This is a genomic window from Agromyces humatus (genome assembly GCF_021228295.1).
GTDB lineage: Bacteria > Actinomycetota > Actinomycetes > Actinomycetales > Microbacteriaceae > Agromyces > Agromyces humatus.
Genome location: NZ_JAJQPD010000010.1, coordinates 122,303 through 145,786, shown reverse-complemented (window position 1 = coordinate 145,786; position 23,484 = coordinate 122,303). Strand labels below are relative to the sequence as shown.

Genomic DNA, 23,484 nt, shown 5'->3' with positions numbered 1-23,484 from the left:
CGCCCGGACACATTCCGAACCCGGAAGCTAAGACTCGCAGCGCCGATGGTACTGCAGGGGAGACCCTGTGGGAGAGTAGGACACCGCCGGACATTCATTGAGGAATGGCCACCCACTGTGCTCAATTGCGAGCACAGGCGGGTGGCCATTTTCTCGTTAACAGGTCGTTCTTCGGCCTCGGCAGTACGGTTGAGTCCATCGAGACTCCACACACACGACAGGAACAGCGTGAGCGATTCGAGGCACGACTCGGCAGACCAGGAACGCCCCAAGGGGGGCGAACGCGGCACCGGGCGACCGCAGGGAACGGGCCGAACGGCCGGCCGCAATGATCGCCAGTCGACGAAGCCTTCGGGCGACCGTGAAGCGAGCCGCACCTCCTCGGGCGGCGACCGCAAGCCGTACGGCGACCGCAAGCCATACGGCGACCGCGACCACCGCTCGCAGTCAGGTGACCGTGACCGTAAGTCCTATGGCGACCGTGATCACCGTTCGCAGTCGAGCGATCGCAAGCCGCACACTGATCGGGATCGGAAACCCTATGGTGATCGCGATGCGAAGCGTCCGTACGGCGACCGTGACCACAGGCCCAATGGCGATCGCAAGCCGCATGGTGCCGGAGATCGGAAGCCGTATGGCGATCGGGATGCGAAGCGTCCGCATGGTGATCGTGACCGGAAGCCGTACGGGGATCGGGATGCGAAGCGTCCGCACGGTGACCGTGACCGGAAGCCGTACGGGGATCGGGATGCGAAGCGTCCGCACGGTGATCGCGACCGCAAGCCGTACGGGGATCGGGATGCGAAGCGTCCGCACGGTGATCGCGACCGCAAGCCCTATGGCGAGCGGGATGCGAAGCGTCCGCACGGTGACCGTGACCGCAAGCCGTACGGGGATCGGGATGCGAAGCGTCCGCACGGTGACCGTGACCGCAAGCCGTACGGGGATCGGGATGCGAAGCGTCCCTATGGTGACCGCGACCGCAAGCCCTATGGCGACCGTCGGAGCGACGACCGTTCGAGCGCGCGCCATGACGAGGTGTCGCGCGAGCGATACGGTGCGTCCGACCTGGCCGTCCGGCCCCGCCACGACGATCCCGAGCTTCCCGAGCGCATCCAACCGCGCGACCTCGACAAGGGCGCGCGTGCAGAACTGAAGACGCTCAGCAAGGAGAACGCGGACTCGGTCGCCCGGCACCTGGTCGCGGCATCCGAGTACCTTGATGAGGACCCCGAGCTCGCGCACCAGCACGCGGTGTCGGCGGCGCGCCGCGCCGGCCGCGTCGGCGTCGTGCGAGAGACGCTCGCGATCACGGCCTACGCGACCGGTGACTTCGCCCTCGCGCTGCGGGAGCTGCGCACGTACCGGCGGATCTCGGGCAGCAACGACCAGCTTCCGCTCATGGTCGACAGCGAGCGGGGGGTCGGTCGACCCGACCGCGCGCTCGAAGTCGGTCGCGCCGTGGATCGCGCTGAGTTGCCGGCCGCCGTCCAGGTGAGCCTGGCGATTGCGATGTCTGGCGCTCGACTCGACCTGGGGCAGCCCGAGCTCGCGCTTGCCGAGCTCGAGATCCCGCAACTCGACCCCGATCGCGCGTTCTCGTACAGCCCAGCGCTGTTCTCGGCCTACGCCGAGGTGCTCGATGAACTCGGACGTACCGCCGAGGCTGCCGAGTGGCGTGCCCGCACGGCCCGCGCCGAGGCCGCGCTCGGCGGGCCGGCCGAGGCCGAGATCGTCGAGATCTTCGAGATCGAGGAGGAGGGTGAACCCGAGGCGCTGCCTGAAGCCGAGGTCGAGGAGGCCGAGATCGAGGTTGAGCAGGACCACGACCCGGGTGCTGTGCTCGAAGAGGATGTCGCCGCGGTCATCGCCGAGGGCGATTCGCTCGAGGCGGAGCCGAACGAGACCGAGTCCGACGAGGACGGGCGCGATGGCCTTCTTCCGAACACGCACTGAACCGTCGACGCCCCTGGCCGGCGTCGACGCCGTGTTCGCCGATCTCGACGGGGTGGTCTATGCCGGACCTCACGCGATCCCGCACGCGGTCGAGAGCCTCAACCTGGTGAAGGTCGACCGCTCGGTCGGGTACATCACGAACAACGCTTCGCGGAGCGACGCATCCGTCGCCCGCCATCTCGCCGACCTCGGACTCGACGTCTCACCGCACGACGTGATCACCTCGCCGCAGGCGGCGATGACGCTGCTCGACGAACAGGTCGCCCCGGGCTCGCTCGTGCTCGTCGTCGGGGGCGAGGGCATCGTCACCGAACTCGAGAAGCGCGGATACCGTGTGACGCGATCAGCCGACGATGCTCCCGACGCGGTCGTGCAGGGGTTCGCTCCCGACATCGCCTGGACCCACCTCGCCGAAGCCGCGTTCGCGCTGAATGCGAACGGCGGGCCGGATGCCGCGACGCCGGGAATCCCGTGGATCGCGACCAACATGGACTGGACGATTCCGGTTGCGCGCGGCATCGCACCCGGCAACGGCACGCTCGTGTCGGCGGTGCACACCGCGGTCGGGCGCTTCCCGCTCGTCGCGGGGAAGCCCGAGACCCCGATCTTCGAGGAGGCTCGGCGCCGGTTCGACGCCGCGACGCCGCTCGTCGTCGGCGACCGTCTCGACACCGACATCCTCGGTGCGAACCGTGCGGGCATGGCCAGCGCGGTCGTGCTGACCGGCATCGACCGGGCGAAGCAGTTGCTGGCCGCCGATGCGGCGAGCCGGCCCGACTTCATCCTGGGCGACCTCCGAGAACTGCACCTGCCGTACCCCGTCTCCGAGCGGGTGCGCGGCGGGGCGGTGCGCGTGGGCGATGCTCGGGTGCAGCTCGAGGGCAACCGTGTGCGCATCGTCGACGAAGGAGCCGGCGGGCTCGACCTGCTGCGCGCGGCGTGCACCGCGATCTGGGAATCGGGCATGGCGATCCACGTGCTCGACGTACCCGAACGCCTGTACGCGTGAGCCGGGTCCGCGCCGGCCGAGCCCCCGTATCTCCGCGGATCGCCGTATGGGCGGGGCGACTCGTCGCATGCACGGGGTAGCGTGGTCGGGTGACCACTGACGACGAGACCGGCTCCGCCACCGAGCGCACGCGGTCGTCGATCGATCACGACGAGGGGCGGGCGCGCGATCGCGAGGCCGGGGCATCCGATACCGCGGCCGAGGCGATTCGCGACATCGAACAACGGCCGCTCGGTGACCGCGCGCCCGGCTACCAGGCTCTCGCCGACCGCCTTCGCGTCGAGCTCGAGCAGTCCGACCCGCACGCCGCTCGCTGAGTGATGGCAGAACTGCGACTCGATGCGGCACTGGCCGCTCGCGGGCTTGCTCGGTCGCGCACGCATGCGGCGACGCTCATCGCCGCCGGTGGGGTCACCGTCGACGGCCGCCCGGTGGTCAAACCGTCGCAGAAGGTCGGTGACGACGCCGAGCTCGCGGTCGCGGCATCCGATCACTACGTGAGTCGCGCTGCGCACAAGCTCATCGCCGCCCTCGACGCGTTCGGCGTGAACCCCGCCGGGCGAGTCGTGCTCGATGCGGGCGCCTCGACCGGCGGCTTCAGCCAGGTGCTGCTCGAACGCGGGGCACTCACGGTGCTCGCGGTCGATGTCGGCCACGGGCAGCTCGCACGCGAGCTCATCGGTGCGCCGGGACTCGTGCTCGTCGAGGGCTGCAACGTGCGCAACCTCGACGCGGCAACGCTGGCAGGGCTCACCGGCGTCGACGAGCCACCGTCGCTCGTCACGGCCGATCTCTCGTTCATCTCGCTCACGACGGTGCTGCCGGCGCTGCGTGCGACCGCCGCCGCCGACGCCGACTTCGTGGTGCTCGTGAAGCCGCAGTTCGAGGTGGGACGCGGGGGAGTGCGCGAGGGGGTCGTGCGCAACGCCGCGCTGCGCTCGGAGGCGGTCATGAATGTGCTGTGGGCGGCGTTCGACCTCGGTCTCGGCACCGCCGGTGTGTTGTCCTCCCCAATCGCCGGAGGGCACGGAAACCTCGAGTACCTCGTGCATCTCAGCGCGATCGGGGGCTCGAATCCGACAGAATGGTCAGGTCGAGTCGACGAACTGGCGGGAGGAGCGCACGCGTGAATGACCCACGGCACTTCCTGGTCGTCTCGCACACCGGTCGGCAGTCCGCGCTCGAAGCGACGGGCGAGGTCTGCACCCAGCTGATCGCCGCGGGTGCGGTGCCCGTGATCGCCTCCGAGCAGTGGGACGACGTGCACGAGCACGTCCCCGAGCTCGACGGCGGCGTCGCCCGCTTCGAAGACATCGATCCCGCCCGCATCGAGCTGGTCATCGTGCTCGGTGGCGACGGAACCATCCTGCGCGCCGCCGAGATCGTGCGCGACGTGCCGGTGCCGCTGCTGGGCGTGAACCTCGGTCACGTCGGATTCCTCGCCGAGAGCGAACGCGACGATCTCGGCTACACGATCGCCCGGGCCCTCGCGCGCGACTACATCGTCGAAGAGCGCATGACCATCTCGGTGCGCGCCAAGGTCGGCGCCGAGGTCGTCTACGAGAGCTGGGCGCTCAACGAGGCCACCGTCGAGAAGGCTGAGCGCGAGCGCATGCTCGAGGTCGTCATCGAGGTTGACCGTCGACCGCTGTCGTCGTTCGGGTGCGACGGCGTCGTGATGTCGACGCCCACGGGTTCGACCGCGTACTCCTTCTCGGGTGGCGGGCCCATCGTGTGGCCGAGCGTCGAAGCCCTGCTGCTCGTGCCGCTCAGCGCGCACGCGCTCTTCGCCCGTCCACTCGTCGTCGGCCCCGAGTCGTCGCTCGTCGTCGAAGTCCTCGAGCGAACCGAGACGTCGGCGGTCATCTGGTGCGATGGCCGCCGTACGTTCGACCTGCCGCCCGGTGCTCGGGTCATCGTGCGCAAGTCCGACGTGCCCGTTCGCCTGGCCCGGTTGCACGAGGCGCCGTTCACCGATCGGCTCGTGAACAAGTTCCAGCTGCCGGTCACCGGCTGGAGGGGTCCGGTGGGTCGTGATTGAGGGCCGCGATGATTGAAGAGCTCGGCATCCGCGACCTCGGGGTCATCGCCGAGGCGACGCTTCCGCTCGGGGCCGGCTTCACCGCCGTGACGGGTGAGACCGGCGCGGGCAAGACGATGGTCGTCACCGCGCTCGGGCTGCTGCTCGGCGCGCGCTCCGACGCAGGAGCGGTGCGGTCGGGTGCCAAACAGGCATGGGTCGAGGGGCGCTGGCTCGTGCCCGACGACGGAGCGATCGCCGAGCGCGTCGCCGAGACCGGCGGTGAGGTCGAGGGGGGCGAACTCCTGCTCGGGCGATCGGTGTCGTCCGAGGGGCGCAGCCGAGCCGTCGTCGGCGGGCGAAGCGCGCCGGTCGGAGTGCTCGGCGAACTCGGCGATGAGCTCGTCGTCGTCCACGGTCAGGCCGATCAGCAGCGTCTGCGTTCGGCGGTGGCGCAGCGCGAGGCGCTCGACCGGTTCGCCGGACAGTCCCTGCACGACACGCTCGAGGCGTACCGAGCCGCGTTCGCCACCTGGCGAACCGATGCCGCCGAGCTCGCGAGACTTCGTGAGGCGCACGACGCGCGAGTACGTGAGGCCGAGGCGTTGCGGGCCGACCTCGACGAGGTCGAGGCCGCCGATCCCCGACCCGGTGAAGACACCGAACTGGCCGAGCGGGCCGATCGGCTGTCGAACCTCGAAGAGCTTCGCGTCGCGGCGGCCCAGGCACGTGCCCTCGTGTCGGCCGACGAAGTCGTCGACGATGCTCCCGACAGCGTCACGCTCGTCGACGCGGCACGCCGGCACCTCGACAGGGTGGTCAGCCATGATCCCGCGCTCGCGCCGATCGCCGAGGCGCTGACGAACGCCGGCTTCCTGCTGGCCGACGCGGCGGCAGAGCTCGCCGGGTACCTCGCCGGTCTCGACGCCGATGGCGCACGCGAGCTCGAGGTCGTGCAGGAGCGGCGGGCCGTGCTCGCCGCCCTGGTGCGCCGTCACGGCGGCTCGCTCGACGACGTGCTCGACTTCCGCCGCGACGGCGGACTCCGGCTCGTCGAGCTCGACGGCGACGACGAGCGCATCGCCGAACTCGACGCAGCGGTCATCGAGCTCGAATCCGAGGTCGATCGGCTCGCCACCCGCCTCACCGGGCTGCGCACCGAGGCCGCCGCACGGCTCGCCGACGAGGTGACCCGCGAGCTCGCGGCGCTGGCGATGCCCGACGCGGCACTGAGCGTGAGCATCGACGCCACGGCCGAGCCGACGGCGCACGGACGCGATCAGGTTGCGATCCTGCTGCGCCCGCACCCCGGCACCGAGGCGCGTCCGGTGGCGCGCTGTGCGTCGGGCGGCGAACTCTCGAGGGTCATGCTCGCGATCGAGGTGGTCATCGCCGGCACCGACCCGGTTCCCACCTTCGTGTTCGACGAGGTCGACGCGGGCGTCGGCGGTGCGGCTGCGATCGAGATCGGTCGCCGCCTCGCGCGACTCGCCCAACGCTCGCAGGTGATCGTGGTGACACACCTCGCACAGGTCGCGGCATTCGCGACGAACCACCTCAGCGTGGTCAAGGGCACCGACGGCGCGGTCACGGCGTCGAGCGTGCGGCAGCTGTCGGGAATCGAGCGCGAGGCCGAGATGGCTCGTCTGCTCTCAGGGCTCTCCGATTCCGAGAGTGGGCTCGCGCACGCCCGCGAACTGCTCGAGATCGCCGCAGATCGCGCCGCATGAACGGGCGGCGTCGTGCCGCATCACCTCGGAGCCGCTCGGCTCCGAATCGACGAAGGGGGAACGTGTGGGGCATGTCGCGACGAACGACGGCGAACGTCGGTTAGACTATAAGCCCGTGGTGGATGAACGCGGCAAGGCGCAGAGCGCAGACAATACAGACGACACAACCAAGCACATCTTCGTGACCGGTGGTGTCGTTTCTTCGTTGGGCAAGGGGCTCACGGCCGCCAGCCTCGGCAACCTCCTGACTGCCAGGGGTCTCAGGGTGGTCATGCAGAAGCTCGACCCGTACCTGAACGTCGACCCCGGAACGATGAACCCGTTCCAGCACGGCGAGGTCTTCGTCACCGACGACGGCGCCGAGACCGACCTCGACATCGGGCACTACGAGCGATTCCTCGACATCAACCTGAGCCAGGCGGCGAACGTCACCACCGGCCAGATCTATTCGACGGTCATCGCGAAGGAGCGCCGCGGCGAGTACCTCGGCGACACGGTACAAGTCATTCCGCACATCACCGACGAGATCAAGCGCCGCATGCGCCTGCAGGCGAGCGAGACGCCGAAGCCCGATGTCATCATCACCGAGATCGGCGGCACCGTCGGCGACATCGAGTCGCAGCCGTTCATCGAGTCGGCGCGGCAGGTGCGCCACGAACTCGGTCGCAAGAACGTGTTCTTCGTTCATGTCTCGCTGGTTCCCTACATGGGTGCATCGGGCGAGCAGAAGACCAAGCCCACACAGCACTCCGTGGCCGCGCTGCGGTCGATCGGCATCCAGCCCGACGCGCTCGTGCTGCGCAGCGATCGACCCGTCACCGAGGCGAACAAGCGCAAGATCGCCCTCATGTGCGACGTCGACGAGGCGGCTGTGGTGAACGCCGTCGATGTGCCATCGATCTACGACATCCCCACGATGCTGCACGAGCAGGGGCTCGATGCGTACCTCATCGACGCGCTCGGCCTCGATGCCAAGGCCGACGACGTCGACTGGTCGGGCTGGAGCGACCTGTTGCGCGTCGTGCACGAGCCGAAGCACGAAGTCACCATCGGTCTCGTCGGCAAGTACATCGACCTGCCCGATGCCTACCTCTCGGTCACCGAGGCGCTGCGGGCCGGCGGGTTCGCCAATGACACCAGGGTCAAGATCGAGTGGATCCCGTCCGACGAGTGCCAGACGCCCGAGGGTGCTCAGAAGCACCTCGCCCACCTCGACGGCATCTGCGTGCCCGGTGGCTTCGGGGTGCGCGGCATCGAGGGCAAGCTCGGCGCACTGCACTTCGCACGTGAGAACGGCATCCCGGTGCTCGGACTGTGCCTCGGCCTGCAATGCATGGTCATCGAGTACTCACGAAACGTCGTCGGCCTCGACGGTGCGTCGTCGAGCGAGTTCGATCCCGACACGCAGTTCCCCGTCATCGCGACCATGGAGGAGCAGGTCGAGATCATCGCCGGTGGCGACCTCGGGGGCACCATGCGCCTCGGCCTCTACCCGGCGAAGCTCGCCGAGGGTTCGATCGCGGCCGAACTCTACGGCTCGACCGAGGTGTCCGAGCGTCACCGTCACCGCTACGAGGTCAACAACTCGTTCCGCGACCGCATCGCCGAAGCTGGGCTGTCGTTCGCTGGCATGTCGCCCGATCGGCATCTGGTCGAGTTCGTCGAGCTTCCGCGCGAGGTGCACCCGTTCTACGTGGGCACGCAGGCGCATCCCGAACTGCGCAGCCGTCCGAATGACGCGCACCCGCTGTTCCGGGGGCTCGTCGGCGCGGCGCTCGACCGCCACCTCGCGAGCCAGCTCTTCGACGACGACAACGACTGACCCGATGGCAGACCTCGTCGACGAATTCGTCGAGTACCCGCTCGTCGAGAGCGAGCGGGTGTTCGAGGGTCGCGTGTGGGACATCCGTCGCGACACCTTCGAGCTCGCCGGCCAGCGGATCGTGCGCGAGTACATGGCGCACACGGGCGCGGTCGGCGTGCTCGCGCTCGATACCGACGATCGCGCCCTGCTCATCAAGCAGTACCGGCACCCGGTGCGCACGCGCGACTGGGAGATCCCGGCCGGCCTGCTCGACGTCGAGGGCGAAGATCCGCTCGCGACGGCGCAGCGCGAGCTCGCCGAGGAAGCCGACCTCGAGGCATCCGACTGGGCGGTGCTCGCCGATTTCGCGACGTCGCCCGGCGGCAGCGACGAGGTGATCCGCGTATACCTGGCGCGCGACCTGCGCGCCACCGACGAGCCGTTCGCGCGTGAGGCCGAAGAGGCCGACATGGAGGTTCGCTGGGTGCCGCTCGACGAGTGCGTCGACGCGGTGCTCGGCCGGCGCATCCGCAACGCGCCGCTGTCGATCGCGGTGCTCGCCGCGCAGGCGTCGCGCGCACGCGGGTGGCAGACGCTGGGCGCGGCGGATGCCCCGTGGCCGCGCCGGTCGCCCGCGGGGGAGCACTCGGCGTCGCGATGACCTCGAACGCGCCGGTCGACGGGTACCTGCGGCACCTCGCCGTGGAACGCGGGCTCGCGCGGAACACGATCGCCTCGTACCGGCGAGACCTCGCGATCTACGGTGACTGGCTCGCCGGCCGTGGGTTCGCCGGCCCCGGAGCCGTCACCGAGCGCGATCTCTCGGACTTCGTGCGCTTCCTCGGCACGGATCGCGCGCCCACGCTCGCGACCTCGTCGATCGCGCGGGTGCTGTCAGCGGTGCGCGGGCTGCACCGGTTCCTTGCTGAAGAAGGGTTGATCGAGGCTGACGTCTCGCGAGAGCTACGCCCGCCGAAGTCGCCGATGCGGCTGCCGAAGGCGATTCCGGTCGAAGACGTCGTCGCCCTCATCGCGGCAGCCGGCGGCGACGAGGTCACCGAGCTGCGCGACGCCGCCCTGCTCGAGTTGCTCTACGCCACGGGCGCCCGCGTCACCGAGGCGGTGTCGCTGAACGTCGACGACCTCGTCGACGACGGGGTGGTGCGGCTGTTCGGCAAGGGCGGCAAGCAGCGCATCGTGCCGCTCGGCAGCTACGCGCGCCGCGCCGTCGACGCCTACCTCGTGCGGGCGCGGCCACTGCTGTCGACCCGGGGGAGCGCAACTCCGGCGCTGTTCCTCGGTGTGCGCGGCAGGCGCATGTCGCGCCAGGCGGTGTGGGATGTGATCAGGGCCGCGGCCGATCGGGCCGGCATCGAGGCGTCGGTCTCTCCGCACACGTTGCGGCACTCGTTCGCGACCCACCTGCTCGAGGGCGGGGCCGATGTGCGCGTCGTGCAGGAGCTCCTCGGACACTCGTCGGTGGCCACGACGCAGATATACACGCTGGTCACAGCCGATACACTCCGGGAGATGTACACGGCAGCCCACCCACGTGCTCGCTAGAATCGACCAAGCACTACGCCCGAGCATGGAGAGAAGACGACACGTGACGCAGCACCAGCACGACCCGGCGGACGGAATCGCTTCGCTCGAGCCGGAGCTGGGGCCGACCGGTCGGGCGTTTCGCGACTTCCCCGAGCCCGCGCCACTGAAGTCGCACGGGCCGGCCCGCATCATCGCGCTGTGCAACCAGAAGGGCGGGGTGGGTAAGACCACGACGACGATCAACCTCGGTGCGACGCTCGCCGAGTACGGCCGGCGCGTGCTCGCGATCGACTTCGATCCGCAAGGGGCGCTCTCGGCGGGCCTCGGCGTGCAGACGCACGACGTGCACACGATCTACGACCTGCTGCTGTCGCGCCAGCTCGACCCGCGCGACGCGATTCAGTCGACCGGTGTCGCCAACCTCGACGTGATCCCGGCGAACATCGACCTCTCGGCAGCCGAGGTGCACCTCGTCACCGAGGTCGCGCGCGAGCAGATCCTCGCGAGCGTGCTGCGGCGCGTCGCATCCGATTACGACGTCATCCTCATCGACTGCCAGCCGTCGCTCGGTCTGCTCACCGTGAACGCGCTCACGGCCAGTCACGGGGTGGTGATCCCGCTCGAGTGCGAGTTCTTCGCGCTGCGCGGCGTGGCACTGCTCATCGAGACCATCGACAAGGTGCGCGACCGGCTCAACCCGGCGATCGAGCTCGACGGCATTCTCGCGACCATGTACGACGCACGCACCCTGCACTCGCGCGAGGTGCTCGAGCGCGTCGTCGACGCGTTCGGCGACCAGGTGCTCGAGACCGTGATCACGCGCACCGTGAAGTTCCCCGACGCCACCGTCGCGGCGACGCCGATCACCGAGTTCGCTCCCGAGCATCAGGCGTCGAAGGCCTATCGGCAGTTGGCCAGGGAGCTGGTCTTCCGTGGCGCGGTCGCCTGAGGCCGCGTCGGCTTCGGAACAGCAGACGCCCGGTGCGGCGCCGGGTACCACGGAGCCGAGCGATGATCGTGCTGCCGACGCCCCCGACGCCGGATTCCGTGTCGCCCTGACGAACTTCGAGGGCCCGTTCGACCTGCTGCTCTCGCTCATCGCCAAGCACGAGCTCGACATCACCGAGGTGTCGCTGTCGAAGGTGACCGACGAGTTCATCTCGTACCTGAGGGGCCTCGACTCCGAAGAGGAGCTCGACCGCGCTTCGGAGTTCCTCGTGGTGGCGGCGACCCTGCTCGACCTCAAGGTCGCGGGTCTGCTGCCGCAGGGCGAGCTCGTCGACGCCGAAGACGTGGCGCTGCTCGAGGCGCGCGACCTGTTGTTCGCGCGCCTGCTGCAGTACCGGGCGTTCAAAGAGGCGGCGCGCTGGTTCGGCAGCCACCTCGAGGCCGAGGGTTTCCGGCATGCGCGCACCGTGCGCCTCGAAGAACGGTTCCGGCAACAACCGCCCGAGCTCAAGTGGATCCTCTCGGCCGCCGACTTCGCGGCGATAGCCACCCTGGCCCTGACACCACGCGAGATCCCCGTCGTCGGGCTCGATCACCTGCATGCGCCGCTCGTGTCGATCCGCGAGCAGGCCGCGCACGTCGTCGCCGTGCTGCGACGCGGCGACCCCGTCACCTTCCGTCAGCTCATCGCCGGGGTCGGGCAGCCGGGAGTCGTGGTCGCGCGGTTCCTGGCCGTGCTCGAGCTCTACCGGCACTCGGCGATCGGATTCGAGCAGCTCGAGCCGCTCGGCGAACTGACGCTGCGGTGGGCGGCCGAGACCTGGTCAGATGACAATCTCGAGAGCTTGGGAGCCGACTATGACGAATGAGATTCCCGAGCGGGTTGAGGAGGGAGCGAAGCGACCGTCTCGAAACCTCGACGCCGTGGAGGAGGGTTTCGAGACGCCTCCTTCGTCGGCTCCTCAACCAGCAGAGCAGGCAGGCCCCGAGCTGTCGGTGGCGACCCCGCTCGACGTGCCGGGGCAGCCTCGGCTCGACCTCGACCGCGCGCTCGAGGCGATCCTGTTCATCGCCGACGAGCCGCAGAGCGTCGTGCACCTCGCCGCAGCGGTCGCCCGACCGGTGGCCGAAGTCCGGGCGTCGATCGCTCGCCTGAGGGCCGACTACGACGGCGAGGGCGGCTCGGGCGAACCCCGCACCGACACCGCCGGCGAAGGGGCCGCAGCGCTGGGCATCCGCCGCGGTTTCGAACTGCGCGAGGTCGGCGGCGGCTGGCGCTTCTACGTTCGCGCCGAGTACGACGCCCTCGTCGCGGACTTCGTGATCACGCAGTCGTCGACGAAGCTCTCGCAGGCGGCGCTCGAGACGCTCTCGGTGATCGCCTACAAGCAGCCGATCTCGCGGTCGCAAGTCGCGTCGATCCGGGCGGTGAACGTCGACTCGGTCGTGCGCACACTGCTCGGTCGGGGGCTCGTCACCGAGGTGTCGACCGACCCCGAGACCGGCGCGATCCTCTACGGCACCACCGACCTGCTGCTCACGAACCTCGGCATCAACTCGCTCGACGAACTGCCGCACATCTCGCCGTTGCTCGACGACGGCCAGGAAGGATTCGACCTTGACTACCGATGAGCCGAACGCGGACGCACCTGAGGGCGTCCGGCTGCAGAAGGTGCTCTCCGCTGCGGGCGTCGCAAGCCGCCGCGTCGTCGAGAACTACATCGTCGAGGGGCGCATCGAGGTGAACGGCCGCGTCGTCACCGAGCTCGGCACCCGCATCGACCCGGCGACCGACCACGTCTCGGTCGACGGCGTCGCCGTGCAGCTCGACACCGCCAAGCGCTACTACATGCTGAACAAGCCGCGTGGCGTGGTCTCGTCGATGCGCGACGAGCAGGGCAGGCCCGACCTCACCCGGTTCACGTCCGACCTCGATGAGCGCGTCTACAACGTGGGCCGGCTCGATGCCGAGACGAGCGGGCTGCTGATCCTCACGAACGACGGCGAGCTCGCGCACGTGCTCGCGCACCCCTCGTTCGGCGTCTCGAAGACGTACATCGCCAAGGTGAAGGGCAGGGTGACCCCGCAGGTCATCCAGCAGCTGAAGAACGGCATCGACCTCGACGACGGGCCGATCGCGGCCGACAAGGCGCGCATCCTGCAGCAGCAGGCCGACGAGCGGCACACCATGGTCGAGCTCACGCTGCACTCGGGCCGCAACCGCATCGTGCGCCGCATGATGGATGCGGTGGGACATCCGGTCGTCGACCTCGTTCGCCGCAGTTTCGGCCCGCTGAACCTGGGCACCCTGCGATCGGGCCACCTGCGACCGCTGACCCCGGCCGAACTCGGCCAGCTGCTCACGATCACCCGGGCCCCCGACGCCGAACGCGAGAGGAACGACACGTGACCGAATCCCGTCTGACCGGACCGGTTCGTGTCGTCGGCGTCGGCCTGCTGGGTGCGAGCATCGGCTTGGGGCTGCGGGCGAAGGGCATCGAGGTGGTCCTCGCCGACGCGTCGCCGACGCACCTCGCGATCGCGGCCGACTACGGCGCGGGCAGGCCCGCAGCGCCCGGCGACCGGCCGCAGCTCATCGTCGTGTGCGTTCCGCCCGACGTCACCGCCGACGTAGTCGCTGCCGAGCTCGACGCTTTCCCCGAGGCGATCGTGACGGATGTCGCGAGCGTGAAGGTGGCCGTCTACGAAGACCTGCGCGACCGAGGCGCCGACCTGTCGCGCTACATCGGCACGCACCCGATGGCCGGTCGCGAGCGGGGCGGGCCCATGTCGGGTCGTGCCGACCTGTTCGTCGGGCGCCCGTGGGTCGTGGTCGATCACGGCAATGTCTCGTATCAGGACGCCGCCGCGATCGACGACCTCATCCTCGATCTCGGTGCGACGCTCGTCGAGCTCACCCCCGAGCAGCACGACGCGGCCGTCGCGCTCGTCTCGCACGTGCCGCAGGTCGTGTCGAGCCTCATGGCGCGCCGGCTCATCGAGGCGCCGCACACGTCGGTGAACCTCGCCGGGCAGGGCCTGCGCGACGTCACGCGCATCGCCGCGAGCGACCCCGAGCTCTGGGTGCAGATCCTCGGCCAGAACGCGCAGCCGGTCGTCGAGATCCTGCGCGGGTACCGCGACGACCTCGACCGGTTCATCGACGCGCTCGAGAACATGGATGCCCCGGGCGCGCGCCGCCGCGTCGCCGAAGAGCTCTTCGGCGGCAACACCGGCCTCGAGCGGCTGCCCGGCAAGCACGGCGTCGACCGCCGCTACGCGAGCCTCACCGTGATGGTCGACGACCGGCCCGGGCAGCTCGCGAAGCTCTTCAACGACGTCGGCGACGCCGACGCCAACATCGAGGACCTGCGGCTCGAGCACTCGCCGGGCGCCCAGGTCGGTCTCGCCGAGATCTCCGTACTCCCCGAGGTGCTCGAGCGCCTCACCGATGAGCTGGCCGCGCGCGGCTGGCGGATTGCAGGTTGAACGTGTCACCCGTCATCCCATTCGTGGTCGCCGTCGACGGACCCGCGGGCAGCGGCAAGTCGAGCGTGTCGAAAGAGGTGGCTCGCCGCCTCGGCTACGGGTTCCTCGACACCGGTGCGGCCTACCGGGCCCTCGCCTGGCACGCCGAGGCGTCGGGCGTCGACACCGATGACGCGGCATCCGTCATCTCGAGCCTTGCGAGCTTCGACTACCGAATCGGCACCGACCCGACTGGGTACGCCGTGCACGTCGGCGAGACCGAGGTGACCGACGCGATCCGCGACCCGCGGATCTCGGCGGTGGTGAGCCGCGTGGCGCGCGTTCCCGAAGTGCGCACGTACCTCATCGAGCAGTTCCGCTCGAGCATGGCCGGCGAATCCCGGCCCGGCATCGTCGTCGAGGGTCGCGACATCACCACGGTCGTCGCGCCCGACGCCCCGGTGCGCATCCTGCTGACGGCCTCGCCCGAAGTGCGCGCGGCGCGACGCTCAGCCGAGCTCGTCGGCTCGTCGACGGCCGATGTGGGCGAGCAGATCCGCCGTCGCGACGAGGCCGACGCGCGGGTCGTCGACTTCATGACCGCCGCCGAAGGGGTGACCACCGTCGACTCGACGAAGCTCGACTTCGACCAGACGGTGGAGGCCGTGATCGGGGTCATCCGATCCTTTCAGCCGGTCACTGGTTGAATAGAGCGGGGCTCGCGTCGTGACGACGCAGCCTGCCGACTTGAGGAGACGAAATGACCGACCAGCGCGACGAGTACGACGACGAGGAGATCGTCGCCGACGATCTCGCCGAACGGCTTGCCGACGTCGACGACGACCTTGCCGACCAGAGAGCCGCAGCCCTGCGCTCGGGACTCTCCGACTACGAGCTCGACGAAGACGACCTCGAGGTGCTCGAACTCTCGGAAGAGGGCGAAGAGGGTATCCGCTACCTGCCGGCGCTGCCGGTGATCGCGATCGTCGGCCGGCCGAACGTCGGCAAGTCCGCGCTCGTGAACCGCATTCTCGGCCGCCGTGAGGCCGTCGTCGAAGACACCCCGGGCGTCACCCGCGACCGGGTCTCGTACAAGGGCGAGTTCCTCGACCGGCGATTCACGCTCGTCGACACCGGCGGGTGGGAACCCGACGCAAGAGGCATCGACGCATCGGTGGCCGCGCAGGCCGAGGTCGCGATCGACCTCTGCGACGTGGTCATGTTCGTGGTCGACGCGACCGTCGGGGCGACCGCGACCGACGAGCACGTCGTTCGCCTGCTGCGCAAGTCGAACAAGCCGGTGTTCCTCGTGGCCAACAAGGTCGACGACGCCCGTCAGGAGCCCGAGGCCGCCGCACTGTGGAATCTGGGACTCGGCGAGCCCTACCCGGTGTCGGCGCTGCACGGCCGCGGTGTGGCCGACATGCTCGAAGAGGTGTTCAAGGTGCTGCCGCAGGTCTCGGCCGTGGCCAAGGACGAGTTCGGCGGCCCCCGCCGCGTCGCGATCCTCGGCCGCCCGAACGTGGGCAAGAGCTCGCTGCTGAACAAGGCGGCCGGCGAAGAGCGTGTCGTCGTGAACGAACTCGCCGGCACCACCCGCGACCCGGTCGATGAGCAGATCGAGCTCGGCGGCAAGATCTGGCGCTTCGTCGACACCGCCGGCATCCGCCGCCGGGTGCACCTGCAGCAGGGAGCCGACTTCTACGCGTCGCTGCGCACGCAGGCCGCGCTCGAGAAGGCCGAGGTCGCCGTGGTGCTGCTCGATGTCTCGCAGCCGATCTCCGAGCAGGATGTGCGCATCATCGACCTCGTGCTCGAGTCGGGCCGCGCGCTCGTGCTCGCCTACAACAAGTGGGACCTGCTCGACGACGACCGCCGCCGTTACCTCGAGCGCGAGATCGATCAAGACCTGCATCACGTCGCGTGGGCGCCGCGCGTGAACATCTCGGCTCGCACCGGCCGGCACCTCGAGAAGCTCGTGCCCGCCCTCGAGACCGCACTCGAGTCGTGGGACACGCGCATCGCGACCGGCAAGTTCAACGCGTTCCTCACCGAACTCACGCAGGAGCACCCCCATCCGGTGCGCGGCGGCAAGCAGCCCCGCATCCTGTTCGGGACTCAGGCGGCGAGCCGCCCGCCGACATTCGTGCTGTTCACGACGGGGTTCCTCGACCCGGGCTATCGCCGGTTCATCCAGCGGCGCCTGCGCGAGATCTACGGCTTCGAGGGTTCGCCGATCGTCGTCAACATGCGGGTGCGCGAGCGCCGGCAGCGGTAGGCACCAGATCCCGTCGAGCTGACCGTGCGGGTGCAGCCCGCCAGCCGCACGGGGCCGCTCGGCATCGGAGAGCGAATCCGGCGTTCGGTTGCGGCGTCGGGCGGGCGCCGCGGCGTAGCGTGGGGTCATGGCAGTGCCGCACACGCTCGACGCCGGCTCCGCGATCGTGGCGGCACTCCGGGCGATCGCCGAGGAGCTCGATGCCCTGGAGCCCGCCGCGCTCGCCGACGAGCCCGACGCGGTGCACCAGCTTCGCACGCGTGTGCGCCGCCTTCGCAGCATCCTCGCCGCCTTCGGTCCGCTGTTCGACCCCTCCGTCGCCGAGCGGATCCGGCGGCGCTACCGCGAGTTCGGCAGTGAGCTCGGCACCGTGCGCGACATCGAGGTGCGCGTGCACGTCGCCGAGCGAGCGCTCGACGAGGCGCCCGACGATTCGGCGCCCGACATGCTGGCCGCGGTGCGCTCGCGACTCGTCGACGCGGAGCTCGAGGCGCATCGACTCGCCCACGCACGGTTCGCGGCACGGCAACGGATGTCGCGAGCCGCCGCCAGGCGGCGGATGCTCGCCGACTTCCTCGACACCCCACCGCTGTCGCCGCGCGCGGCGGGGCGCGCCGACGAGGTCCTGGGTGCCCTCCTCGAGCAGGAGGCGAAACGCACGGTCGGCCGGGCGGATCGACTGGGCTCCCCGTCCGATGCCGACTCCGACATCGAAGCGCTGCACGCGGTGCGCAAGGCCGGGCGACGCCTCCGCTACGCCGCCGAGGCTGTCACGAGAGAGCCCCTCGCCCTCTTCGACGAGCGGGCGGCTGCGCTCGCCGAGGCGGGCGAGGACCTGCACGACGTGCTCGGAGACCATCGTGACGAGGTGCTGTTCGCCGAGCATGTGCGGCGGTCGGCGGCGCATGCGGCCCACCGGGGCGAACCCGTGGCGCTGCTCGGCCTGCTGGCAGACTCCGCCGACCGCCGCGCGACGGAGCGCCTGCACGGGCTGGGCCACGTCAGGGCCAAGCTGCGTCGCGCCGCGAAGGAGTGGGCATCGCGGTGAGGCGGCACCGCGCCCCTGCCCGTGAGCTCAGTGCCGGGGCTCGCAGACGACGAGCGGGATCTGGCGTGCCGTGCGGCGCTGGTAGCCCTCGTAGCCACCATTGGCACGCACAACCCTGGGCCAGAGCTCGGCTCGTTCCACGGGGTCGGCCGTCCTCGCGCGCATCGGTCGCGTGGCGCCATGCATCGTGAGTTCGACCATGGGGTTCGCCACGAGATTGCGGTACCAAGAGGGATGGTGATCGGCACCGCCTCGCGATGCCACGAGCACGATCCGTTCGCCATCGACGAGCGGTGTCGAGAGAATGACCGAACGCGACCGGCCACTTCGCCGCCCGATCGTGCGCAGTTCGACGATCGGCATTCCGATGACGGTCGCTCCGAGGCGCCACCGGCTCAGTCGCAGCAGCGCCGCGTGCGCGTGCGACATGGTGCGGTAGCCGACATCGGCGAGCGAGCCCATGCGTGGAGTACACCACGAACGGCTGAGCGGGCGGTGTGCGCGCTGGTCGTTCGGGTTCAGTCGCGGAGCCGGAGCTGCATGATCGCGCGGTCGGGGTTCGGCCGCGCGACCTCGGTGAAGCCGGCGTCGACGAACATCGACACCGTGCCGTGGAAGAGATCGGCCGCGGGGATCTTCTCGCGCTTCGTCGGATCGATCGCGTAGCCCTCGACGATGCGGCCGCCGTTCGCACGCGCGAACTCGACTGCCGCCTCGGCCAGCGCGCGACCGACTCCGCGTCGTCGATAGGCACGCGGCACGACGAAGCACGACACCGACCAGATCTCGGGCTCGTCGAGGTCGGGATTCGGCGTGTGGTCGGCGACGATGCGCGTGCGCTTCAGCCGAGTGAGATTGGCTCTGAGCTCGACCGCGCACCACCCGACCGGCACGTCGCCGTCGTAGGCGAGCAGACCGGGGCCGGCGCCGGGGGAGTGCAGCTGCGCCTCGAGCCGGTCGCTCAATGCCTCGTCGCCGAACCTGCGCCAATCGCTGCCCGGAATCTTGTACCACTGGCACCAGCAGTGCGCGGGGTCGCCCTTGGTGCCGAACACCGCCTCGACATCTGCGAACGGTGCGGTGTCGGCGGGAACGACGCGCAGCGGCGCCGGCTCGAGATCGTCGGTCACCTCGGTCATCATGCGGCAACGCTATCGGTGACCAGCGACATTCAGCATCACCCGAGGGAGATATCGTGAAGATAGGTAACAATGTACTATCATCACTAATATGACTCCCGAGATCACCGTGCTCGACCGGCTGCTCGAAGTGAGCGAGCTCTTCCAGAAGGACGTGGCTCGTGCGTTCGACGGCACGCCGCTCACCACGGCACGCGTGCGGGTGCTCTGGGATCTCGTCGCGGCCGGCCCGTCGACGCAGCACGCGCTCGCCGAACGGCTCGAGGTGAGTGCCCGCAACATCACCGGGCTCGTCGATGCGCTCGAGGCGGGCGGCTACGTCACTCGCACCCCGCATCCGACCGACCGGCGTGCGATCATCGTCTCGCTCGCGGCATCCGCTCGACAGATGATGCAGCAGATGCAGGCCGACCACGCCGCGCTCTCAGCCGACCTGCTCGGCGCCGTCGCCCCCGCAGATCGCGATGCGCTCGTGCGAGGCATCGAGGCGATCGCCGGGCGTCTGCGCGAGCTCGTCGCTGCCGAAGGCGAAGCGAGCCCGCGACCATGACGATCACGTCCCGCCCCGAGACATCCGTCTGGCGTCGCGTCGGCAGGCTCGCGAAACGCGTGCTGATGTTCGAACTGCGCATCTATGCGAGCATCGCCCGATTCGTGGCGCGGCGTCCGGCGATTCCGCACGGCGCGGTGGGCTTCGGCTTCCACAAGCCGGTGCTCACCATCCTCATCGTCTTCATCGTGCTCTCGGCCGTCGAGATCCCCATCATCGACCTGATCGTGCACCCGTGGCCGGGCGTGCGCATCCCGCTGCTGGTGCTCGGCATCTGGGGTGTCACGTGGATGATCGGGCTGCTCTGCGCCTACCTCATGCGGCCCCATACGGTGGGACCCGACGGCATTCGCGTGCGCGGCGGGCTCGAAACCGACATCGTGCTCAGTTGGGACGACATCGCGTCGGTGGCACGCAACCGGCGCGTCGACCAGCCCAAGTCGCCGAAATTCGTCGAGGCCGACGGCTCTCGCACGCTCGTGATGCGCATCAACGACGAGACCGATATCGAGATCGAACTCGAGCGGCCCACGGTGGTGCGCCTGCCCGGGCACGGAGCCAATGGCGGCGACCAGGCCGTGACGGCGGTGCGTATCTGGGTCGACGACCCGCAGCGGTTCATGGATGAGGTTCGCACGTACCTCTGATCGGATGTCCCGTGGTCGCGCCGAGTGCACGAGCACCCCTGCGGATGCCGCTATGATAGTCAAGTTGTCTTCTGCGGAAGCGGATGACATCGGGATGTGGCGCAGCTTGGTAGCGCACCTGACTGGGGGTCAGGGGGTCGCAGGTTCAAATCCTGTCATCCCGACGTTGTGACAAGGGATCGGCTCCAGCCGGTCCCTTCTCGTCTCTCGCGACACCGCGCTGAAGAGGCGGATGCCCGAGGTGCGCCTTACGCTCGGCACGTGCCACGCGAGCGGACCTACACGGATGCGCAACGTGTCGATGCGATCGCCACATCGGATTCATGGCGGGTTCCGGCGGGCTCTTGCCCTCGAACTCGATCGCCGAGCCGGTCGAGCTGTGGCGGTCACAGATCCTCGCGTACTCGCTCCGGTACTTGATCCACCCACTGGGTCAGCTGCGGCTGTAGCCGGGGCAGAGCGGGCTTGAGTTCGTGGTCTGCGGGCGTCCCCGGCGCCGGCGGCTGGTGGTCGCTGGCCCTCGCAACGCTCCGGGCGCGGCATTCGGGTGCGGCCGTATCCGCTCACAGCCAGTCGTGTTCACGGGCATAGCGGGCGGCGTCGTGACGGGTAGTGGTGTGGGTCTTGCCGATGGCACTCGAGAGGTAGTTCTTGACCGTACCGGGGGCAAGGTGCAGGATGCGAGCGATGTCCTGCACCGAATACCCGTCACTGGCCACACGGAGCACATCGGTTTCCCGTTCGGTGAGTGGGATGTCGCTGATGAGCGCTTGTGCGGAGATGGTGGCATCCACGTACCTGCCACCGGCTGCGACCTCGACAATGGCGGCGGCGATGAGTGCTGGATCCGCGTCTTTGCCGAGAAAGCCGCGGACACCGAGCCGGAGAGCTTTGCGTAATGTCCCGGGGCGGGCGTGACGCGTGAGGAGGAGGACGGCGTGGCCCGGAGAGGTGCTGAGGATGTGTCCTGCGACGTCCAGGCCATCTCGCTCGGGCATGTCGAGGTCGAGTACCGCGACATCGGGACGATGACGTTCGAATGCGGACACGGCTTCTGTTCCGGTGCCGGCTTCAGCGACTACGCGGATGTCTCCTTCAAGCGGAAGGAGGGTCGCAAGAGCGGAGCGGATGAGACGCTCATCGTCGGCGAGGAGCACGGCGACGGTCATGACAGCCCCCTTTCGAAGCTCACTGAAAGTGTGAACGTGTCATCCGCATGATCCACATCGAGGACGCCGCCGGCCTCGCGGATGCGGTCGCCCAGCGTGGCGAGGCCCCGCGAGGGTGAGTCCTTTCCGCGGTCTGCACCGTCGTTGCGGACGACAAGGCGGTCAGGCGTTATGGAGATGGTGACCAGGGTGGGACGGGCGTGGCGCAGGATGTTGGTCGTCGCTTCACGGAGAGTGAGTGCGAACTCCGTTTCGTGGGGACCGGGCGCACGTTGCGGATGATCGACCCGCGTGCGGATTCCCGCGGCACCGAACAGCTCGACGGCGTTGGCCAACTCCGCGGCGAGCACCAGCGCGTGTGTCGAGTTTGCCAGTCGGCGCGCCTGATCGATGGTCTCTGCCGTCAAGCGCTCGATCGCTGTCAGTTCCTGAGCGGTGCGATCGGGGTCGGTGAGCTGGAGCCGTTTCGCCACGGCAGCCTTGAGTTTGATCACATGCAGCGAGTGGCCCTGGATGTCGTGCAGGTCGGCGGCGAAACGGTTCCGCTCACGGAGAATCGACAGCTCGCGCTCGTTGTCCTTCGCCTGTTCCAGAAGGTCGACGAGCCGATTCTCGTTGTCGCTCTCGACGACGGCGAGCACCCAGCCGATGCCGACGAATGTCAGCAGGACCACGGTGACGGCAGCATCCGGCCCGCCGGCGAGAAGGGCAAGGCATGCGACGGCAAGGATGCCCAGACACGTGGAAACGAGCAGCGCCGCGCGTCCGGCACGGCGATGCGTCAGCCATACGGCGGCGGTGATCGCGATGCCCGCCGACCCGGCAGGGTTCGCCTGCTCGAGCGCAGCCCACACCAGCGTCGCGACGCCGACCACGGCCGAGCCGACCATCAGGAGCGGATTCGGTGGGCGATCCCGGACCGTCAACAGCACGGCTGCAGCCAGTGCCAGACTCGGCACCACCAGAATCGCGTCCTGCCAACCCGTTGAACTGAGAGCGCCGGCGAACCCGATCGCCACCAGTGCGACTACATAACCGCGGCTGTTCTGCGCGCGAAGACGCCGTCGGGCTGCATGCGTCGCGGGCGTGCTCACCCGGCAACTCTATTCCTGGGACAGGGGCACTTGATCGGAGTCGTCGCGCGCATGCTCGCGGCGCGCACCAGCTTTTCCAAGGGCTCGGAAGCCGAGTATCCCGGCGATCACCACGGCCACCGCTCCGAACCGGATCACCGTACCTGTGCTCGTGTCGGGGTCTGGCCACAGACTCAGGACGCTCCGTGCCACGTCGGGGAAGGTGGAGACATCGGCGATGCTGTTGATGAAGCTTCCCAATGCCACGACCCAGGCGGCGACGATCACGGCCACGACGACGATTCTGATGGCTTTCATTTCTCATTTCCTCACGTGTTCGGGGTACTCGACTTCGTCCCAGCCTGCGCCCCATCGTGAACGCGCAGTAGTGCCGTAGGGTCACCGCCGAACCTGACCCGGCGGCACTACGCCTGGACATACGGAGACGGAAGGCTGTGCTTGTCGTAGCGCATTCAGTGAGTGGATGCCGGGAGAACTCGGCTCAGGAAGAGGGGACGATGAATCGGGTCAAATCCGGAGACGGACGGCGACCATCTGCCGAGATTGAAGTCTTACCTCGAGGCAGCATGAGCAGAACGCGTGCAGCCAGAAGTCACAACTCTCGCATGTAGAAGAGCATGCGGTAGTCGGCACCGGGTTCGATGTTCACGAACCCGTGCCGTTCATAGAATCGGCGGGTGTCGACGTCGACCTCGTCGACGTTGATGTACATCTCGATCGCCCCGCGCTGCATGGAATCGGCCAGCGCGGCGGCGAGCAGGTCGGTGCCGATGCCGTGGTCGCGCAGTTCCGGGCGAACGTAGAGCTCCTCGAGTTGCGCGATCGGGCCGTCGCCATAGGGCGTCGGACGGAACGTGAGATACGCGAACGCCACGGCAGGCGCGCCCGACGCCCCCTCCTCAGCCAGCAGTACGAGTACATCCTCACGACCGAGCAGCGTTCCGAATCGAGAGCCCAACTCCTCAGCCGAGGGCGTCACCGACTCGAATTCGGTGTTGAAGTCGAACAGCAACCGCCCGACCAGAGATGCGTCCGCCGTCGTCGCGCGGCGCACCTCGAATCCCGTAGCTGAACTCACC

At 69.1% G+C, this 23,484-nt stretch carries 26 protein-coding genes, 1 tRNA gene and 1 rRNA gene; 21 read left to right on the top strand and 7 right to left on the bottom strand.

What is annotated here, in order from left to right:
- A 5S ribosomal RNA gene (rrf, locus tag LSF15_RS16215) occupies positions 1–92 on the top strand; the annotation flags it as partial.
- A gap of 355 nt (positions 93–447) precedes the next feature.
- Here rrf and LSF15_RS16210 read toward each other — a convergent pair.
- Positions 448–1,119, bottom strand: coding sequence for a hypothetical protein (locus tag LSF15_RS16210; RefSeq protein WP_232499597.1), 672 nt, complete (start codon positions 1,117–1,119; stop codon positions 448–450).
- Here LSF15_RS16210 and LSF15_RS16205 point away from each other — a divergent pair.
- The 17 genes from LSF15_RS16205 to LSF15_RS16125 all read left to right on the top strand — a co-directional run bounded on the left by LSF15_RS16205 (position 1,039) and on the right by LSF15_RS16125 (position 17,806).
- Positions 1,039–1,956, top strand: coding sequence for a hypothetical protein (locus LSF15_RS16205; RefSeq protein WP_232499596.1), 918 nt, complete (start codon positions 1,039–1,041; stop codon positions 1,954–1,956). The two genes, LSF15_RS16210 and LSF15_RS16205, sit on opposite strands and share 81 nt — an antisense overlap.
- The gene (locus LSF15_RS16200; RefSeq protein ID WP_232499595.1) at positions 1,931–2,965 is read left to right on the top strand and encodes an HAD-IIA family hydrolase; all 1,035 of its coding nucleotides are present in this window, start codon (positions 1,931–1,933) and stop codon (positions 2,963–2,965) included. The genes LSF15_RS16205 and LSF15_RS16200 overlap by 26 nt, the downstream gene beginning before the upstream one ends.
- A gap of 89 nt (positions 2,966–3,054) precedes the next feature.
- Positions 3,055–3,282, top strand: coding sequence for a hypothetical protein (locus LSF15_RS16195; RefSeq protein WP_232499594.1), 228 nt, complete (start codon positions 3,055–3,057; stop codon positions 3,280–3,282).
- Positions 3,283–3,285: 3 nt separating this feature from the next.
- The gene (locus tag LSF15_RS16190) at positions 3,286–4,095 is read left to right on the top strand and encodes a TlyA family RNA methyltransferase (RefSeq protein ID WP_232499593.1); all 810 of its coding nucleotides are present in this window, start codon (positions 3,286–3,288) and stop codon (positions 4,093–4,095) included.
- Positions 4,092–5,006, top strand: a complete 915-nt coding sequence (locus LSF15_RS16185) for an NAD kinase (RefSeq protein ID WP_232499592.1) — start codon at positions 4,092–4,094, stop codon at positions 5,004–5,006. Before LSF15_RS16190 ends, LSF15_RS16185 begins: the two co-directional genes overlap by 4 nt.
- A gap of 8 nt (positions 5,007–5,014) precedes the next feature.
- Positions 5,015–6,715: a DNA repair protein RecN gene (gene recN / locus LSF15_RS16180; RefSeq protein WP_232499591.1), complete on the top strand. Its 1,701-nt coding sequence runs from the start codon at positions 5,015–5,017 to the stop codon at positions 6,713–6,715.
- A 115-nt stretch (positions 6,716–6,830) separates the two neighbouring features.
- Positions 6,831–8,537: a CTP synthase gene (pyrG, locus tag LSF15_RS16175; RefSeq protein WP_308188484.1), complete on the top strand. Its 1,707-nt coding sequence runs from the start codon at positions 6,831–6,833 to the stop codon at positions 8,535–8,537.
- Positions 8,538–8,541: 4 nt separating this feature from the next.
- A complete protein-coding gene (locus LSF15_RS16170; RefSeq protein ID WP_232499590.1) occupies positions 8,542–9,180 on the top strand; it encodes an NUDIX domain-containing protein in 639 nt (212 codons plus the stop codon).
- Positions 9,177–10,082, top strand: coding sequence for a site-specific tyrosine recombinase XerD (gene xerD, locus LSF15_RS16165; RefSeq protein ID WP_232499603.1), 906 nt, complete (start codon positions 9,177–9,179; stop codon positions 10,080–10,082). The genes LSF15_RS16170 and xerD overlap by 4 nt, the downstream gene beginning before the upstream one ends.
- Before the next feature lie 43 nt (positions 10,083–10,125).
- Positions 10,126–11,013 (top strand): ParA family protein, encoded by an 888-nt coding sequence (locus LSF15_RS16160; RefSeq protein WP_232499589.1) that lies wholly within the window; start codon positions 10,126–10,128, stop codon positions 11,011–11,013.
- Positions 10,997–11,881 (top strand): segregation and condensation protein A, encoded by an 885-nt coding sequence (locus LSF15_RS16155; RefSeq protein WP_372460042.1) that lies wholly within the window; start codon positions 10,997–10,999, stop codon positions 11,879–11,881. The genes LSF15_RS16160 and LSF15_RS16155 overlap by 17 nt, the downstream gene beginning before the upstream one ends.
- Positions 11,871–12,644, top strand: a complete 774-nt coding sequence (gene scpB, locus LSF15_RS16150) for an SMC-Scp complex subunit ScpB (RefSeq protein ID WP_232499588.1) — start codon at positions 11,871–11,873, stop codon at positions 12,642–12,644. The genes LSF15_RS16155 and scpB overlap by 11 nt, the downstream gene beginning before the upstream one ends.
- Positions 12,631–13,422, top strand: coding sequence for a pseudouridine synthase (locus LSF15_RS16145; RefSeq protein ID WP_232499587.1), 792 nt, complete (start codon positions 12,631–12,633; stop codon positions 13,420–13,422). Before scpB ends, LSF15_RS16145 begins: the two co-directional genes overlap by 14 nt.
- On the top strand, positions 13,419–14,501 hold the full coding sequence (locus LSF15_RS16140) for a prephenate dehydrogenase (protein ID WP_232499586.1): 1,083 nt from the start codon (positions 13,419–13,421) through the stop codon (positions 14,499–14,501). Before LSF15_RS16145 ends, LSF15_RS16140 begins: the two co-directional genes overlap by 4 nt.
- A complete protein-coding gene (gene cmk / locus LSF15_RS16135; RefSeq protein WP_232499585.1) occupies positions 14,498–15,187 on the top strand; it encodes a (d)CMP kinase in 690 nt (229 codons plus the stop codon). Before LSF15_RS16140 ends, cmk begins: the two co-directional genes overlap by 4 nt.
- 53 nt (positions 15,188–15,240) lie before the next feature.
- Complete coding sequence (der, locus tag LSF15_RS16130; protein WP_232499584.1) at positions 15,241–16,758, top strand: ribosome biogenesis GTPase Der; 1,518 nt, start codon at positions 15,241–15,243, stop codon at positions 16,756–16,758.
- Positions 16,759–16,885: 127 nt separating this feature from the next.
- Positions 16,886–17,806 (top strand): CHAD domain-containing protein, encoded by a 921-nt coding sequence (locus LSF15_RS16125; protein ID WP_232499583.1) that lies wholly within the window; start codon positions 16,886–16,888, stop codon positions 17,804–17,806.
- 27 nt (positions 17,807–17,833) lie between these two features.
- On the opposite strand, the gene LSF15_RS16120 is transcribed toward LSF15_RS16125, so the two are convergent.
- Together LSF15_RS16120 and LSF15_RS16115 are read right to left on the bottom strand one after the other, a co-directional pair.
- A complete protein-coding gene (locus LSF15_RS16120; RefSeq protein ID WP_232499582.1) occupies positions 17,834–18,268 on the bottom strand; it encodes a nitroreductase/quinone reductase family protein in 435 nt (144 codons plus the stop codon).
- Positions 18,269–18,324: 56 nt separating this feature from the next.
- Positions 18,325–18,948 carry a GNAT family N-acetyltransferase gene (locus tag LSF15_RS16115; RefSeq protein WP_232499581.1) on the bottom strand — a complete coding sequence of 208 codons (624 nt, stop codon included), beginning with the start codon at positions 18,946–18,948 and terminating at the stop codon, positions 18,325–18,327.
- Positions 18,949–19,036: 88 nt separating this feature from the next.
- Between LSF15_RS16115 and LSF15_RS16110 the strand changes: the two genes are divergently transcribed.
- From LSF15_RS16110 to LSF15_RS16100, 3 genes are all read left to right on the top strand, one after another.
- Positions 19,037–19,495, top strand: a complete 459-nt coding sequence (locus LSF15_RS16110) for a MarR family winged helix-turn-helix transcriptional regulator (RefSeq protein WP_232499580.1) — start codon at positions 19,037–19,039, stop codon at positions 19,493–19,495.
- Positions 19,492–20,142 carry a PH domain-containing protein gene (locus LSF15_RS16105; protein WP_232499579.1) on the top strand — a complete coding sequence of 217 codons (651 nt, stop codon included), beginning with the start codon at positions 19,492–19,494 and terminating at the stop codon, positions 20,140–20,142. The genes LSF15_RS16110 and LSF15_RS16105 overlap by 4 nt, the downstream gene beginning before the upstream one ends.
- A gap of 90 nt (positions 20,143–20,232) precedes the next feature.
- A tRNA-Pro gene (locus LSF15_RS16100) sits at positions 20,233–20,306 on the top strand.
- A 399-nt stretch (positions 20,307–20,705) separates the two neighbouring features.
- Here the strand turns inward: LSF15_RS16100 and LSF15_RS16095 are convergent.
- From LSF15_RS16095 to LSF15_RS16080, 4 genes are all read right to left on the bottom strand, one after another.
- Positions 20,706–21,311 (bottom strand): response regulator transcription factor, encoded by a 606-nt coding sequence (locus LSF15_RS16095; protein ID WP_232499578.1) that lies wholly within the window; start codon positions 21,309–21,311, stop codon positions 20,706–20,708.
- Positions 21,308–22,405, bottom strand: a complete 1,098-nt coding sequence (locus LSF15_RS16090; protein ID WP_232499577.1) for a sensor histidine kinase — start codon at positions 22,403–22,405, stop codon at positions 21,308–21,310. The genes LSF15_RS16095 and LSF15_RS16090 overlap by 4 nt, the downstream gene beginning before the upstream one ends.
- Positions 22,406–22,414: 9 nt before the next feature.
- Positions 22,415–22,702: a hypothetical protein gene (locus tag LSF15_RS16085; RefSeq protein ID WP_232499576.1), complete on the bottom strand. Its 288-nt coding sequence runs from the start codon at positions 22,700–22,702 to the stop codon at positions 22,415–22,417.
- Between the two features lie 295 nt (positions 22,703–22,997).
- Complete coding sequence (locus LSF15_RS16080; protein WP_232499575.1) at positions 22,998–23,483, bottom strand: GNAT family N-acetyltransferase; 486 nt, start codon at positions 23,481–23,483, stop codon at positions 22,998–23,000.
- Between the last annotated feature and the right edge of the window lies 1 nt (position 23,484).